14 protein-coding genes are annotated in these 14,238 nt (G+C 48.4%); 6 read left to right on the top strand and 8 right to left on the bottom strand.

Annotation, left to right across the window (positions count from 1 at the left end; translation table 11 throughout):
* Positions 1–100 precede the first annotated feature (100 nt).
* Complete coding sequence (locus tag I2I11_RS15885; RefSeq protein ID WP_196268713.1) at positions 101–1,516, top strand: exonuclease domain-containing protein; 1,416 nt, start codon at positions 101–103, stop codon at positions 1,514–1,516.
* Between the two features lie 46 nt (positions 1,517–1,562).
* On the opposite strand, the gene I2I11_RS15880 is transcribed toward I2I11_RS15885, so the two are convergent.
* The 3 genes from I2I11_RS15880 to I2I11_RS15870 form a co-directional block, all read right to left on the bottom strand.
* The gene (locus I2I11_RS15880) at positions 1,563–1,862 is read right to left on the bottom strand and encodes a HigA family addiction module antitoxin (protein WP_196268712.1); all 300 of its coding nucleotides are present in this window, start codon (positions 1,860–1,862) and stop codon (positions 1,563–1,565) included.
* A gap of 5 nt (positions 1,863–1,867) precedes the next feature.
* On the bottom strand, positions 1,868–2,149 hold the full coding sequence (locus I2I11_RS15875; protein WP_196268711.1) for a type II toxin-antitoxin system RelE/ParE family toxin: 282 nt from the start codon (positions 2,147–2,149) through the stop codon (positions 1,868–1,870).
* A 338-nt stretch (positions 2,150–2,487) separates the two neighbouring features.
* Positions 2,488–3,300, bottom strand: coding sequence for a Cthe_2314 family HEPN domain-containing protein (locus I2I11_RS15870; protein ID WP_196268710.1), 813 nt, complete (start codon positions 3,298–3,300; stop codon positions 2,488–2,490).
* Between the two features lie 285 nt (positions 3,301–3,585).
* On the opposite strand from I2I11_RS15870, the gene fbaA reads away from it, so the two are divergent.
* The gene (fbaA, locus tag I2I11_RS15865; protein ID WP_196268709.1) at positions 3,586–4,662 is read left to right on the top strand and encodes a class II fructose-bisphosphate aldolase; all 1,077 of its coding nucleotides are present in this window, start codon (positions 3,586–3,588) and stop codon (positions 4,660–4,662) included.
* A gap of 106 nt (positions 4,663–4,768) precedes the next feature.
* Here fbaA and I2I11_RS15860 read toward each other — a convergent pair whose 3' ends face one another.
* From I2I11_RS15860 to I2I11_RS21445, 3 genes are all read right to left on the bottom strand, one after another.
* Complete coding sequence (locus tag I2I11_RS15860) at positions 4,769–5,716, bottom strand: 1-phosphofructokinase family hexose kinase (protein ID WP_196268708.1); 948 nt, start codon at positions 5,714–5,716, stop codon at positions 4,769–4,771.
* A 257-nt stretch (positions 5,717–5,973) separates the two neighbouring features.
* Entirely contained in the window at positions 5,974–6,801 is an 828-nt protein-coding gene (otsB, locus tag I2I11_RS15855; RefSeq protein ID WP_196268707.1) for a trehalose-phosphatase, read from the bottom strand.
* A gap of 374 nt (positions 6,802–7,175) precedes the next feature.
* A complete protein-coding gene (locus I2I11_RS21445) occupies positions 7,176–7,304 on the bottom strand; it encodes a hypothetical protein (protein WP_255531386.1) in 129 nt (42 codons plus the stop codon).
* Positions 7,305–7,334: 30 nt separating this feature from the next.
* Here I2I11_RS21445 and pgi point away from each other — a divergent pair, with 30 nt between their 5' ends.
* Complete coding sequence (pgi, locus tag I2I11_RS15850) at positions 7,335–8,987, top strand: glucose-6-phosphate isomerase (RefSeq protein ID WP_196268782.1); 1,653 nt, start codon at positions 7,335–7,337, stop codon at positions 8,985–8,987.
* A gap of 284 nt (positions 8,988–9,271) precedes the next feature.
* Here the strand turns inward: pgi and I2I11_RS15845 are convergent, their stop codons facing one another.
* The gene (locus I2I11_RS15845) at positions 9,272–10,015 is read right to left on the bottom strand and encodes an HAD family hydrolase (RefSeq protein ID WP_196268706.1); all 744 of its coding nucleotides are present in this window, start codon (positions 10,013–10,015) and stop codon (positions 9,272–9,274) included.
* Positions 10,016–10,227: 212 nt separating this feature from the next.
* Complete coding sequence (locus I2I11_RS15840; RefSeq protein ID WP_196268705.1) at positions 10,228–11,310, bottom strand: DNA topoisomerase IB; 1,083 nt, start codon at positions 11,308–11,310, stop codon at positions 10,228–10,230.
* Between the two features lie 148 nt (positions 11,311–11,458).
* Between I2I11_RS15840 and I2I11_RS15835 the strand changes: the two genes are divergently transcribed.
* The 3 genes from I2I11_RS15835 (at position 11,459) to I2I11_RS15825 (ending at position 14,166) form a co-directional block, all read left to right on the top strand.
* A complete protein-coding gene (locus I2I11_RS15835) occupies positions 11,459–11,863 on the top strand; it encodes a hypothetical protein (RefSeq protein ID WP_196268704.1) in 405 nt (134 codons plus the stop codon).
* A gap of 277 nt (positions 11,864–12,140) precedes the next feature.
* The gene (locus I2I11_RS15830; protein WP_196268703.1) at positions 12,141–12,977 is read left to right on the top strand and encodes a M48 family metalloprotease; all 837 of its coding nucleotides are present in this window, start codon (positions 12,141–12,143) and stop codon (positions 12,975–12,977) included.
* 46 nt (positions 12,978–13,023) lie between these two features.
* Positions 13,024–14,166, top strand: a complete 1,143-nt coding sequence (locus I2I11_RS15825; protein WP_196268702.1) for an App1 family protein phosphatidate phosphatase — start codon at positions 13,024–13,026, stop codon at positions 14,164–14,166.
* The last annotated feature ends 72 nt before the right edge of the window (positions 14,167–14,238 follow it).

The following is a 14,238-nucleotide window of genomic DNA, read 5'->3' as shown; positions in this document are numbered from 1 at the left end:
ATGCAGCAGCCGCTTTGAAACGTATTGCTAATTAAATTGGTTTATCAGAAAGTGCAGCGCCTGCGCCGCCAGACATAACAGATATTAAAGACGAAGAAGCTTGTACGCCATCATCGACATTGAGACCACGGGCAGTCAGCCTGCTCAGGACAGAATTACCGAGATAGCCATATTTATACACGACGGCGAAAAAGTGGTGGACAAGTATAACACCCTGATAAACCCGCAGCGGCCCATCCCCTATTTTATATCGCAGCTGACCGGCATCACCGACGAGATGGTGCAGGATGCGCCCAAGTTTTACGAAGTAGCCAAAGACATTGTAGAGTTTACAGACGGCAAAGTGTTTGTAGCCCATAATGTGCGTTTCGATTACTCTTTCATTAAAAAGGAGTTTGCCGATTTGGGTTATACTTTCCAGCGCAAAACGCTGTGCACCGTGCGGCTCAGCCGTTCGCTTATTCCGGGCCTTCCCTCTTACAGCCTGGGCAAGCTCTGCCACAGCATCGACATTCCGCTGAACCAGCGCCACCGCGCCATCGGCGACGCGGAGGCCACCGCCAAACTATTCGACAAGCTCATCAAAATAAACCGCCCGGTGGTGGACGGCAACATGCACATGGCCTCCGAAGCATCGGAGAAGCTGCTGAAGCAGGAAATCAAAACTTCGCTGCTGCCGCCCAATATCAAAAAAGAGCAGGTAGATGCTTTGCCGATGATGCCGGGCGTGTACTATTTTTACAACGAGGCAGGCGAGGTGATTTATGTCGGCAAAAGCATCAACATCAAAAAGCGCATTATCCAGCACTTCAACATCGACTACAAAAGCCGTAAATCGCTGGAGTTTAAGAACAGCATTGCCGATATTACTTACGAGCTGATGGGCAACGAGCTGGTGGCTTTGCTGTTCGAGTCGGCGGAGATAAAGCGGATGAAGCCGCATTATAACCGGCAACAGCGCCGCAGTGTGTTCAACACCGGCATTTTCGTGTATGAAGACGGCAACGGCTACAAACGCCTGACTTTTGGCAGCGTGAACAAAGCCGACAATGTAAGTATGACGCCCCTCATCGCGCTCTCAAATCAATTTAAAGCCAAAGGATTTCTGTTTCATAAGGTGGCTAAGTATAACCTTTGCCAGAAACTTTGCGACCTGTATAAAACCAATGGCGCGTGCTTCGATTACCAGGTACACCAGTGCCAGGGCGCCTGCATTGGCCAGGAAAGTCCGGAAGAATACAACAAGCGCGTGGACGCCGCCATCGACTCCATCACTTATGAACACAACAGCTTTGTGATTGTCGGCAAGGGGCGCGAGCCCGGCGAAAAATCGGTGGTGGTGGTGGAGCACGGCACCTACCTGGGTTTTGGTTTTGTAGACGAAACTTTCTCTGCCCAAAGTATGGAGGATTTTAAAGGAGCCATCAAACGCTACAACGACAACAAGGACATACAGCAGCTCATCCGCGGCCACATGCGCGGCAAACATAAGGACAAGGTGATTGTATTTGAATAAACAGCATGCCAGGGCGACGGCTTCCAACGCTGTTTACTTAAATATGTTAGGCGGCATTTTTCTCAAATTTCCTTATACTTTCCAGCTCTTTCTGTTTGTTTGCTTTTTCTTGTTCTAAATCATAGTCGTCTTGCAGTCCGAGCCAGAATTTAGGAGAATTCCCAAAGTAGTAACTTAATCTAAGTGCTGTATCAGCGGTGATTCTTCTATTTCCCTTTAAGATCTCAGATACTCTGGTCTGCGGAATATTAATATCTTTGGCAAGTCGGTAAGCAGTAATATTGAGAGGAACAAGAAATTCTTCTTGCAACACTTCTCCCGGATGAATGTTCGGTAACTTTTCCATGTTCTTTAATGATAGTCAACTATTTTTACCTCCGAGGCTTGCCCGTTGTTCCACTGGAAGGTTATCCTCCATTGGTCGTTTATTCGGAGGCTATAAAAGTCTTTTAAATTCCCTGCCAGCTTTTCTAACCGGTTTGAAGGAGGAATCCGCAGGTCAGCGATGTTCTGTGAGTTATTCAGCATCCTTAGTTTGCGCCTTCCAATTGCCTGGATTTCCCTTGGGAGCTTAGCCACTCTTTCTCCGTTCCAAATCTTTTCTGTCTCTTTTGAGCCAAAAGATATTATCATACTTCTGCTTTACGGTAGTAACGCTAAAAGTAAGTATATTTTTCTGATTCTTTAATTTCAGAATAGAAATTTCCTAATTGCTATCCAACATGCTTGTGTATGCCCAATTTTTTATTTCTCATTACTAATTCTTTCATATTCTGTGCAATCCTCACAAAGTGTGAAATCATTGACATATTCGAACTCATTCCCGCACTTTTCACATTTAACATCTTCTATAAGTTCGTATTCAAGACTATGTACTTCAGTCATCTACGTTCTTAAAGCTAAGTCCAACGGTTCTGCTTTACGGCGGGCGGGATAAATTCTTGAAAGTCCCGCGTTGCTACTGCTCCCTATTAGGAAGTTGCAGGCTTGCTTTTTGAATAAAACCCGCCTGACGTAAAGGTTTTGTTGTGTGCCGTAATTTTTCTATTCAACTCTTCTTCAAGGGAAGTTAGAAAAGCCTTTGTGAGTTTAAATGACTCCGCACCTAAACTATTTATGATTTCTACTTTACTTTTTCTGTATTTCTTAATTTGATAATCAAGAAGGTGTTTAGGATAGACCTTTCTATATTCATCCATATCTAAATCAAATTTTTCTGAAGCTTCATAAAGAAAAAGAGGGCCAGAAAGCTCATCCATTTCTGAATCAATAAAAATTCCTCTATGTGTATTGGCATGTCTTAAATTAATAATATTTTTGAACTTAACATAAAATGCATTTAAAATATTTATTCCCTTATATGATTTCAATTCCTTTCTTTTTCTTATATTCTCCCAGCTGCAATCCTTTGGGTGAATCCCCAAGTTGAATACTTCATTTATCATTAACTTCATTAACTCTAAAATTGTATGAATTTTATGAGCAAATACTTCATAATGATATTGTATATACCTTAACTGGTTTATTCCATTGGAAATCAAATAACTCTTATCGCTGAATCTCTTTATAAAGACATTAACAAAAATAAGCTGTTCATTATTATAAACTAACTTTGACTGTATGTCAAACATGTTCATGATATTTTTGTCTATATCTGATAAAAAATGAAAATTATTCTCTCCAAGTTTAATGTTCTTATTATCAATAGCTACTTTTTGTATCTGGACAACTAAGTCAGAAAGTTTTAAAGTAAAACTGTTATTTAAAATATCTTCGAATTCCATATTTTTCTTTATGACACACAACTAGCAGCTAGCAGGAACTACTCCTGCTAGCTGCACTATATATGGCAGCAGTTTAGCTTATACTTCCAGCATCATACTTCTCCTTGCACCAGCTTAGTATAAATTACAACCAATATAGCACTTTCCCAGAGATAGTCCTTAAAATAATCGCCAACGTAGCCGCAAAAGCGAATTTACCGGCACTTCTTTTTGTTTTCAGGTAAAAACACCTTAGTATTGACGTATAAATAAAATGACTATCACCTTAAACCTAAAATAATTACTGTGAGCGAAACAAAAACAAGATTCAGACCTGGTGTACTTTACGGAGACGAAGTATCGGAACTGTTTAAGTATGCCAATGAAAATAACTTTGCCCTGCCGGCTGTAAACGTTATCGGCACCAACTCTATTAATGCGGTGCTGGAAACTGCCAGAGATGTAAATTCCCCCGTTATCATCCAGTTTTCCCATAGCGGCGCGCAGTTCGTAGCGGGCAAGGGACTGGCAAACGACGCGCAGCGTGCCGCTATTGCAGGCGCTGTATCAGGTGCGCTGCACGTGCACCTGCTGGCCGAAAGCTATGGCGTACCCGTGGTGCTGCACACCGACCACGCCGCCAAAAAGCTGCTGCCCTGGATTGACGGTCTGCTGGATGCCGGCGAGAAATATTATGCCGATCACGGCAAGCCGCTGTTCAGCTCGCATATGCTGGATTTGTCGGAAGAGCATATCAAGGAGAACGTAGAAACCTGCGCCAGCTACCTCAAGCGCATGGATAGAATGGGCATGACCGTAGAGATTGAACTGGGCGTAACCGGGGGCGAAGAAGATGGCGTGGACAACTCGGATGTGGACAGCTCCCGCTTGTATACACAGCCCGAAGAAGTAGCCTATGCCTACGAGGAACTAAAGAAAATAAGCCACCGCTTTACCATTGCCGCTGCTTTTGGCAATGTGCATGGCGTGTACAAGCCCGGCAACGTGGAGCTTCGCCCCGAAATCCTGAAGAACTCGCAGGAGTATATTCAGCAAAAATTCGGTACAGGCCCTAACCCGGTAAACTTTGTGTTCCATGGTGGCTCGGGCTCCGAGAAAGCCAAGATTGCAGAGGCCATTACGTACGGCGCCATCAAGATGAATATCGACACCGACATGCAGTGGGCTTTCTGGGAAGGCATCAAAAACTACTACGAAGCCAATAAGGAATACCTGCAAACACAGCTGGGCAACCCTAAAGGTGAAGATGCGCCTAACAAGAAGTACTACGACCCACGTGTATGGCTGCGCGAAGGCGAGAAAACATTCATAGAGCGGCTGAAAGAGGCTTTCACTGACCTGAACGCGAACAACCGCAACTAATCAGGGCAAAGCCGGTGCAACAGGAGCAATTCTCTTGTGCACTGTACGCCCGCTTTAAGCACAAACAAGTATGGCCGGATATATATCCGGCCATACTTGTTTGTGCTTATCTTTTATGTTCCTGCAGCCACTCGTAAACTTTTTCAGTATCTTCTTTCCGGCATAGCTCTGATCCGGGTGACATGGTGGCCGCTGTTCCGGCAGCAACGCCATAGCGTACCACATCACCCATATTGCAGCCTTTAATCAGGCTCAGCACCATCCCGGCTACCATGCTGTCGCCGGCGCCTACGGCACTCTGCTGTGGCACAGTAGGCGGCATTACGTAGCTAATGCCCTCTTTAGATGCCAGCATGGCCCCGCGCGGCCCCAGCGACACAACCAGCAACTGGCACTTGCCCTGTTCCAGTATCTGCCTGGCTATCTGCTCCTGTTCCAGTGCCGAGATCTGTTCTTTGCCAACCAATGCCGCCAGTTCGCCCAGGTTTGGTTTCAGCATGAATACCCCTTCGCCTGCGGCCTTCAGCATGGCTTCTCCGGAAGTATCCACCACCAGCCGGAAGCCGCGCCGGTTGGCTATAACAGCCAGCCGGAGGTAGTAATCATCAGGTACGCCCGGAGGCAGGCTGCCACTGGCCACCACATACTTTGGCACTTCGGCATCCGGCATCTGCTCCAGTAAGTCAATAAACTGCCGCCATTCTTCTTCCAGTATCTCCGGGCCGGGCATCCCGAAACGGTACTGGTTGCCGGTGCTGTCTTCTTTCACCATCAGGTTTTCGCGCGTATGATTTTTCGTCCGGACAGCATGAAAATCAACGCCCTCCTGCTTCAGCAGCTCACACAATATTTCTCCTGACGAACCGCCCGCCAGAAACCAGGCACAGGAGTGGCCACCCAGTTTATGTATGGCCCTGGACACGTTGATGCCGCCGCCGCCCGGCTCAAATGTTGGCTCGCTGCAGCGCAGCTTTTTATCAGATTGCACCTGTGTCACATGCGTGCTTTTGTCCAGCGCAGGGTTCAGGGTAATGGTGATGATATTGTTATACATAATCTTGTTTTTCAGTACTAAAGAGCTGCATTTGCAGATGCTTTGCTGGTTTTTACCGGCAGGCAAAGGTAGCTGAAGTATAAATTACCGGCAAATCGGATTCAGGTTATACATCCAACAACGTCAAACAGCTTCTATGCTATTTATTGCTACCTTGATAATATTTCCGGGCAGCCGGCTTCTGTGGCAGTGCCAGTTCAGGAGCATAATAGCGTCTTATCATATAGAAGACAATTACTATGCTCCGCACCAAGCGCTCAGGCCTGCTGCTTCACTACCTGCGTCAGCTTTTCCAGGAAATGCTGCACAGCGGCTACATCGTCCAGCCTGTAGGCTGCGGCGGTCTGCTCGTCGTGCTCTCCCACTATAATTCCGATGCCGTGGCCCTGCAGCGTGGCAAAAGCGTCTTCATCCGTTAAATCGTCACCGATGTATAGCGGGATGATGCCGGTCTGGTTTAAGTTCAGTTCTTCCAGCAGCCATTCCACGGCTTTGCCTTTGTGCCAGTCCAGGTTAGGCTTGAGCTCCATAATCTTTTTGCCGGGCCCTTTTTTCAGCTCAGGATACTGCGCAATAACTTCGTTTGTAATTTGCAGCAACCGGTCGACCTGGTTGTCGGGCACGTTACGGTAATGTACAGCAATAGCATAGCGCTTAAGCTCTACCAGCACGCCACTGATATCTTGCAGCCGCTCTTTTAATATTTCATGCGCCTCTTTCAGGGCTGGCAGGGCTGCTTTGGCGCCGCCCGGCTCGGTATGCAGGTTATTGGGTCCGGAAATATCAAACCCATGCGAACCGGCAAAGTATAAATTATCCAGTTGCACCAGTTGCGCCACATTGGCGCGGTCGCGGCCGCTCACTACAGCCACCGGGCATACTGCCGCCAGTTGTTGTAATGTTTCGCGCATCTGCGGACTAAGTATGGCTTTTTCCGGGTCTTTCACAATAGGGCTCAGGCAGCCATCATAATCCAGAAAAACAGCCGGTTTTTTGCCGTGGAGCAAACCCGGAATATCTTTTAGAGCTGAGGGCAAATCCTCCGCGTTATACCTCTGCACAGCGGCATCTGATTGGTCTTTCATAGGTTATTATTATTTTGTTTCATATCCGGCGCTCTGCAGGCGCCTTGCATTCAGGTATAGGTTAGCAGTGTGATTACGGGCAGCCCGCTGTCTATCCTCCAATCCAGTCCTCTCTGGAAAGCTATGCCCAACTGCGCCATAAGTATAATATAGCTGTAAGTATAATATTAAAAATGCGATGCTATACTTGCTGCATGCTTAAAATCTATACTTTTACGGAAAGCCCGCTTCACATTTTTGCCACAGGCTGCAATTTTATTTATCTGCTTCGGGCATGGATTGCTGCGGCTGTTTGTTATCCTTTATCATTTTGCCAGATTTTTCTAACTCTTGCAGTCTTTCTCCTGTAAACTATAAAATTACGCAAAGCTTTTTTAAATGATGCTGTAGCGGAGATTATCGAAGTATAAATTAAAGATCAGTTTGTTCCGGCGCGCCTGCCATGTATGCACAACGGGCATAAGCTGGTTAAGTAAAAAGTAGTAGTTTTGTTCCGATATCATTTCTCTTACATTATGCTGAACACCAACATTATGCTGAAGAACCATACACCTACCGACACCAAAGCCTGGCAGCAATTGCAGAAGCATTACCAGGAAGTAGCGCCAAAGCACCTGCGCGACCTCTTTGCACAGGATCCGGAGCGATTCAACAAACTGTCACTGCAAGCCGAGGACATGCTGTTTGACCTTTCCAAAAACCGCATCACCAACGAAACGCTGGACCTGCTTACCCAACTGGCCGAAGAAACAGAAGTGCCGGCAGCCATTGAAAGTATGTTTACGGGCGAAAAGATAAATGCAACGGAAGGGCGCGCGGTACTGCACACGGCCCTTCGGAATTTTACGGATGAGCAACTGGAAACGGACGGCGACAATGCCCTGCAGCAGGTGCGCGAAGTGCAGCAGCAAATGAAAAGCTTCTGCGACCGCCTGCACAGCGGTGCGTTGAAGGGCTATACCGGCAAACCCATTAGCCAGATTGTGAACATTGGCATCGGTGGCTCTCACCTGGGTCCGCAGATGGTAACGGAAGCACTTAAAAGCTACCAGAACCGTCAACTTGAGGTATACTTTATCTCGAATGTGGATGGCACTGATGCAGCCGAAACGTTGCGACTGCTGAACCCCGAAACCACGCTGTTCATCATCGCCTCCAAGACTTTTACCACCAAAGAAACACTGGCCAATGCCCACACCGCCCGCAGCTGGTTCTTAGATCAGGCCAAAGACGAAGCCTATATCAGCAAGCATTTTGTGGCGCTTTCAACCAATATTGAGGCAGTTACCAAATTTGGTATTGCGCCCGAAAACATTTTCCAGTTCTGGGATTGGGTAGGCGGCCGGTTCTCGCTGTGGTCGGCCATTGGTCTTTCCATTGCCTGCGCCATCGGCTACAACAATTTCGAAGAAATGCTGCGCGGCGCCGAAGGGATGGACAAGCACTTCCGCACGACGCCGCTTCGCCGGAACATACCTGTGCAAATGGCTTTGCTGAGCATCTGGTATACTAACTTTTTTGGCTGCCAGACGCACGCTGTATTGCCTTATGATCAGTACCTGCGCCTGCTGCCCGATTACCTGCAGCAACTGCAAATGGAAAGCAATGGCAAGAGCGCTGACCGCAATGGCCAGTTTGTAACGTATAACACGCAGCCCATTGTATGGGGCGCTGCCGGCACCAACGGACAACACTCTTTTTACCAGCTCATTCACCAGGGCACTTTCCTGATTCCGTGCGACTTTATTGCCCCGGCGCAAAGCCATAACCCCTTAGGCGAGCATCACCCTGTCCTGCTGTCAAACTTTTTTGCCCAGACTGAAGCCTTGATGAAAGGCAAAACGGCTGATGAGGTGCGTGCAGAACTGCAGAAGAAAGGCAACCTGGCGGATGAAGCAATAGAGGCGCTGGTGCCACAGAAAGTATTCGCCGGAAACAAGCCTTCCACCTCCATCATGTTCCCCAAACTGACGCCATTTATACTTGGAGGGCTGATAGCCATGTATGAGCATAAAACGTTTGTGCAGGGCATAATCTGGAACATTTACAGCTTCGACCAGTGGGGCGTGGAACTGGGTAAGCAACTGGCAGGTACCATTGAGGAGGAACTGCTGAGTAACAAGCCAGGAAGCCACGACAGCTCTACCAATGGCCTGATTAACTACTACCGCGAGCACAAAAGCTAAATTTCCTGATAAGTATAAAGGGCCTTTGCTGGTGCGAGCTTACAGCTTGTACTTTTTCCAGTAGATGTAAAAGTACGAGCTGCAAGCTCGCACCAGCAAAATATAAAGGGCTCCTGAACAGCTGTTCAGGAGCCCTTTATATTTGTAAGATACTTTTAATCTGATGAAACAAAAGGCCATTAAGCTGTTAGATAAAATCAGCCTATACATTAACGAACAGGCAATTTAAAATTAGCACATTAGCACATCAATAAATCAGCACATTAACTTATTTATACTTCCGGCTATTTGTTCTCAAAATTATGGATGATGAGATCGGCGCCACTTAGCTGCAGATCTACGGCATTGTTGTCTCTGTCGATACCCACTACCAGGGCGAAATTTCCGGCTTTGGCTGCCTGAATGCCGGTAACAGCATCTTCAAAAACAGCCGCTTCACCGGGCGCTACGCCTAAACGTTTGGCAGCTTCCAGGAAAATATCGGGGGCAGGTTTCGGGTGCAGCCCCTGCGTCAGTACAGTCAGGCCATCTACACGCTCTTCAAAAAAACGCTCCAGCCCGGCCCTTTGCAGAATGTCGTGGCAGTTTTTGCTAGAGGATACCACGGCAATGCGGCGCCCGGCTTTCTGTTGTTGTTTCAGCCACTCCACCGCATCTTCGTATACTTCTACGCCCTGCTTTATCAGTTCCAGGAAATACATGTTCTTCAGGTTACCCAAACCCACTACGGTCTCTTTGCCCATGTAGTCGTCGGGCGTACCTTCGGGCAGTTCGATGCCCCTGGACTTAAACAAATCACGCACGGCCTGGTGGCGCGGAACACCGCTTACGAAAGTACGGTAATCCTTGTCGGCATCCATTGGCTCGTATTCCTTTCCCTCTTCTTCGCCGCGCTTCCGCAAAAACGTGTCGGCCATGCGCTTCCAGGCATCAGCATGAATTTTGGCGGTATGTGTCACCACACCATCCATATCCAGAATCAGCGCTTTTATATTTTTCTCCTGCAAAAGTTCATTAAGGGTGTTCATGCTGGTTAGGTTTAGGGTTAAAGGTTAAATCCGGTTTTCCTGGTACTGAATTCAATAGCCCAAGGTAATTAAAATTTTCGCTTGGCGTATGATTCTGCGGCTAAAGCAAGACTGGTTTAAGAGAAAATCTTTAAAACATGTGTGCGTTAAGGGCCCTGATCCGGTTTGGAGCACTGCGATTAAGCAGCTCCGGGAGTAAAGCCGGATAAGTTTTATCCTTTCTTTTTCTCTTTTGCCACCCGTTCCAGCATTTTCAGCACCAGCACTTCGGTATCAGAAAGATATTCGTTTTTTGAGTCCGGGGCATCGTGCCGCTGCAGGTATTGTACTAGCTTGTCTTCTCTGAACAGGTTTACTACTTCGGGATGAATATAATACTTACTGCACACCGTCGGCGTGTTGCCCAGGTGTTTGGCAACCTCCTTTACGGCTGTTTTGATACTTTTTTCCTTCTCCAGCTCAGGATTTTCTTCCATCACCTGCTCCAGGCACTCCACCATGCGTACCGTACCGCCCCAGGTTCGGAAATCTTTGGCTGTAAATCCTTCCTGCGTCACCTCGCGCAGGTACTCGTTTACGTCTCCCGACTCCAGTGTGTGCCGCGCTCCCTCTTCATCATAATACTGAAACAAATCATACCCCGGAATATCGCGGCACTTTTTCACCAGGCGGGCCAGGCGGCGATCTTTCAGATCTATCTCGTGCTCTACTCCTTTTTTCCCTTTAAAGCTGAACTTTATTTTGCTGCCCTCTATCTTCACGTGCCTGTCGCGCAATGTGGTAAGACCATACGAATGATTGGATTCGGCGTACTGCCGGTTGCCAATCCGGATGAGGGCATTGTCCATAATGGTGAGCACCAGCGCCGTTACTTTGTCGCGGCCCAGTTTTTTTAGCTGTATATCCTGTGCCATACGTTCCCGTAGCTGTGGCAGGTGCTTGCCGAAAGAAATCATGCGCCCGAACTTGGTCAGGCTCCGCGCCTGCCGCCACTCCGGGTGGTAAATGTACTGCTTGCGGCCTTTATCGTCGCGGCCCGTTACCTGCAGGTGTCCTTTGGGCGATTTGGATATCCATACTTCCGTCCAGGCCGGCGGGATCACGAGGGCGTTAAGCCGCTCCAGAATCTTTTCATCAGTAATGCGTTCACCATGCTCGTCCAGATAAGTAAATCCTTTTCCGGATTTTTTGCGGGTATAGCCGGGTTTATCGTCGGATGTATAGCGAAGGCCGGCCCAGGCAGCAGATTTGCTGGGGTCGGCATATAATTCATGTAAATCTTTTTTGCTGGTCATGTGCTGAAGCCCTGCTAGGCTTTCCTCCTCCTGCACTACATACTGTGCAAGCTGCTAAAAGTTATACCTGAAGTATATGCCCGGGCAGCGGCAAAACGACAAAAGCTGTATCTTTGCCTTAACCATTGTACATCTACAACCGCCTGCCATGCATAAGAACATGTCTTACCTCTACGCTTTTTTCGGTTTTTTTCTGATTGCCTGCGGCGCTGTGGCCGTAGATCTGGCGGGTAGCCAGGCCAGAACAGCCCTGATAACGGGCGCCATTGGCGGTTTGCTGGGGCTTATGGCTGGCCATTTCCTGAACAGGGGCAAACGCTGGGGATTTATACTTGGCGCAGCTGAGGCTGGCCTGCTTACGCTGCTGCTGGCCTGGCGGGCTGCTACCTATTTCATCAGGTTGCTGCAGGATGTGCGGCAAAGCCAGCAGGCCATGGATACCCAAACGGCAGGGATGGCTTTCCTGCTGACAACAGCCATGCTGATAATTGCGCTGCTGACCTTTACCGTGTCCATTATGTTTGGCAAACAGGTGCTGCGCGAAACCAGGTAAGCCTGGTTGCCTGTTCTAAAAATAAAATCTTCAGTAAAAGATGGCCGCCGAGCTGCATCAGTCTCCAAATAACGACACCGCTGTCAAAACTTTTTTGTAATAATAGAAAAAATATATATTTAAAAAGCCCTTGCTAAACGCCAGGGCTTCTTTTTTGCCAATTCTGCTGTACCCGACGATCTTCAGCCGCAACCTTTTGTAAGTACATCTGCGTACAGCAGTTGGCACGACATTAGCAGGGCTATATTTTATCATTTTAAAGTACACAAATTTTAGCATGAAGAATTCTTTAGCATACCCGATATGGATAATAGCCCTTGTCTGCACCTTTTTAATGAGCAGCTGTGAGAGCAACGAAGGCGTCATTTTCTCTCCGCAGGATGACATCAAGCTGGGCCAGCAGGTAGCGCACGAGGTTGACTCTACGTACCAGGCCAAAGGGCAGCTGCTGAACCGTACCAGCACCAACGCAAATGTGCAGCAGGCGTACGCAAGCCTCGACCGCATCGTAAACCGCATCCTCAACTCCGGGGAGATAAAGTATAGAACCGAGTTTCCGTGGACAGTCAACATTATCAACGACGATGAAACACTTAATGCCTTTGCTACCCCCGGCGGCCATATTTATGTATACACCGGCCTGATTAAATTTTTGGAGAACGAAGATCATTTGGCGGGCGTGCTGGCCCACGAGATAGCGCATGCCGACCGCCGCCACAGCGTGCGGCAGTTGCAGCGCGACTACGGCATTGCCATCCTGTTGTCGGTAGCATTGGGCAACGATCCGGGCACCCTGAAGCAGATTGCTGCACAATTGGGTGGCACATTAGCCGGTCTCAAGTTCAGCCGCGATGCCGAATCCGAAGCCGATGCTTACTCGGTGCGATACCTGGGCGGCACCAATTACTATGCCTGCGATGGGGCTGCCGGATTCTTTATACAACTAAACCAGCAGGCACAGCAGGGAACGCCTCCCGAATTCCTGAGCACGCACCCGAATCCGGACAACCGCATCGAGAACATCCAGCGGAAAGCACAACAGGAAGGCTGCAAAATCACCTCTGCTGCCGACACAGATTTCAAAGAGCTGAAAGCCGCCATCAGCAAACTATAAAACTGGCGGCCATGCTTTAGAGTATAAATAGCTTTGGGTTTATACGATGAAAGAAGAATTCAAGGAAAATGCCGCCAGGGCCATACTTCAGGCAGAAGATACATTCGACTCCCTGGCGTTTAAGCTGAAGCGCCGCCTCGGCATGCTGCAGCCGCTCCAGATCCTGCCTTATCGCAGCTATGGCACCGAAACCAGACTATATGTGAAAGGACGTGTACTGGCCGATAAAGGCATTACGCAATCAGAGCAGGATGATACGCTCTGGGAGAACCTGCTAAACATGTACCGCCGCTTCGAAAGCAACGAAATCCCCAACGCACGCGTGCAGCTAAACCTGCAAAACACCACTTACCAGATTACGACTGATGCAGAAGGCTATTTTGTACTCAACATCGAACCGCCTAAACCGCTGCACCTCGACAACATCTGGCACCCGATTGAACTGGAACTGACAGATGCGCCCGTAACACTGACCGAAGAAGTTAAAGCCACCGCTTACGTGCTGGTGCCCCCGCCCGACGCAGAATATGGCATCATCTCCGATATTGACGATACCATTGTGCGCACCGGCTCCACCAGCCTGCTGGAAACAGGCCGGAATGTGCTCCTCAACAATGCCCATACGCGTATTCCGTTTCATGGCGTATCGCAGTTTTACAAGGCGCTGCAACTGGGGCGCAACGGCAAGCGCAACAACCCGTTTTTTTATGTGAGCAGCAGCCCCTGGAACAACTATGATTTGCTCTACCATTTCCTGGAGCTAAACGACATACCACAGGGCCCGCTCCTGCTCCGCGACTTTGGCCTGGACAAAGACAAGTTCCTCCATTCGGACCACATGAGCCACAAGTATAAGGAAATCGAAAACATTCTGGTTACTTATCCCAAACTCAACTTTATACTTATCGGCGACAGCGGACAGCAGGATGCGGACATTTACCAGGAGGTGGTACGCAAGCATCCCGGCCGCATCATGGCCATCTACATCCGCGACGTAAACATTCCCAAACGCACCAAAGCCGTAAGCACCATTGCCGATGAGCTAAAGCACGACGGCGAAGTGGAACTGGTGCTGGTGAAGGAAACGGCTGCTGCCGCCAAACATGCCGCCAGCAAAGGCTTTATCTTTACCGAACAGGTACAGCACGTAGAAAAAGAAGCGGAATTGGATGAAGCCAGGGATAAGTAGAAAGTATACTTTAAGTATAGCTACAACCTGAAAAGCCATTGAAGTATAAAGCCTATGTTGGCTTATACTTTC

The organism is Pontibacter rufus, from assembly GCF_015694705.1.
GTDB classification, from domain to species: Bacteria; Bacteroidota; Bacteroidia; order Cytophagales; family Hymenobacteraceae; genus Pontibacter; species Pontibacter rufus.
This window is presented reverse-complemented; position numbering and strand designations above follow the sequence as displayed.

Excerpts from the sequence above, each read along its gene's own strand:
- I2I11_RS15880 (WP_196268712.1), bottom strand. The coding sequence starts at position 1,862 with ATGGAAAAGTTACCGAACATTCATCCGGGAGAAGTGTTGCAAGAAGAA.
- I2I11_RS15875 (WP_196268711.1), bottom strand. The coding sequence starts at position 2,149 with ATGATAATATCTTTTGGCTCAAAAGAGACAGAAAAGATTTGGAACGGA.
- I2I11_RS15870 (WP_196268710.1), bottom strand. The coding sequence starts at position 3,300 with ATGGAATTCGAAGATATTTTAAATAACAGTTTTACTTTAAAACTTTCT.
- I2I11_RS15860 (WP_196268708.1), bottom strand. The coding sequence starts at position 5,716 with ATGTATAACAATATCATCACCATTACCCTGAACCCTGCGCTGGACAAA.
- otsB (WP_196268707.1), bottom strand. The coding sequence starts at position 6,801 with ATGAAAGACCAATCAGATGCCGCTGTGCAGAGGTATAACGCGGAGGAT.
- I2I11_RS21445 (WP_255531386.1), bottom strand. The coding sequence starts at position 7,304 with ATGATATCGGAACAAAACTACTACTTTTTACTTAACCAGCTTATGCCC.
- pgi (WP_196268782.1), top strand. The coding sequence starts at position 7,335 with ATGCTGAAGAACCATACACCTACCGACACCAAAGCCTGGCAGCAATTG.
- I2I11_RS15845 (WP_196268706.1), bottom strand. The coding sequence starts at position 10,015 with ATGAACACCCTTAATGAACTTTTGCAGGAGAAAAATATAAAAGCGCTG.
- I2I11_RS15840 (WP_196268705.1), bottom strand. The coding sequence starts at position 11,310 with ATGACCAGCAAAAAAGATTTACATGAATTATATGCCGACCCCAGCAAA.
- I2I11_RS15835 (WP_196268704.1), top strand. The coding sequence starts at position 11,459 with ATGCATAAGAACATGTCTTACCTCTACGCTTTTTTCGGTTTTTTTCTG.
- I2I11_RS15830 (WP_196268703.1), top strand. The coding sequence starts at position 12,141 with ATGAAGAATTCTTTAGCATACCCGATATGGATAATAGCCCTTGTCTGC.
- I2I11_RS15825 (WP_196268702.1), top strand. The coding sequence starts at position 13,024 with ATGAAAGAAGAATTCAAGGAAAATGCCGCCAGGGCCATACTTCAGGCA.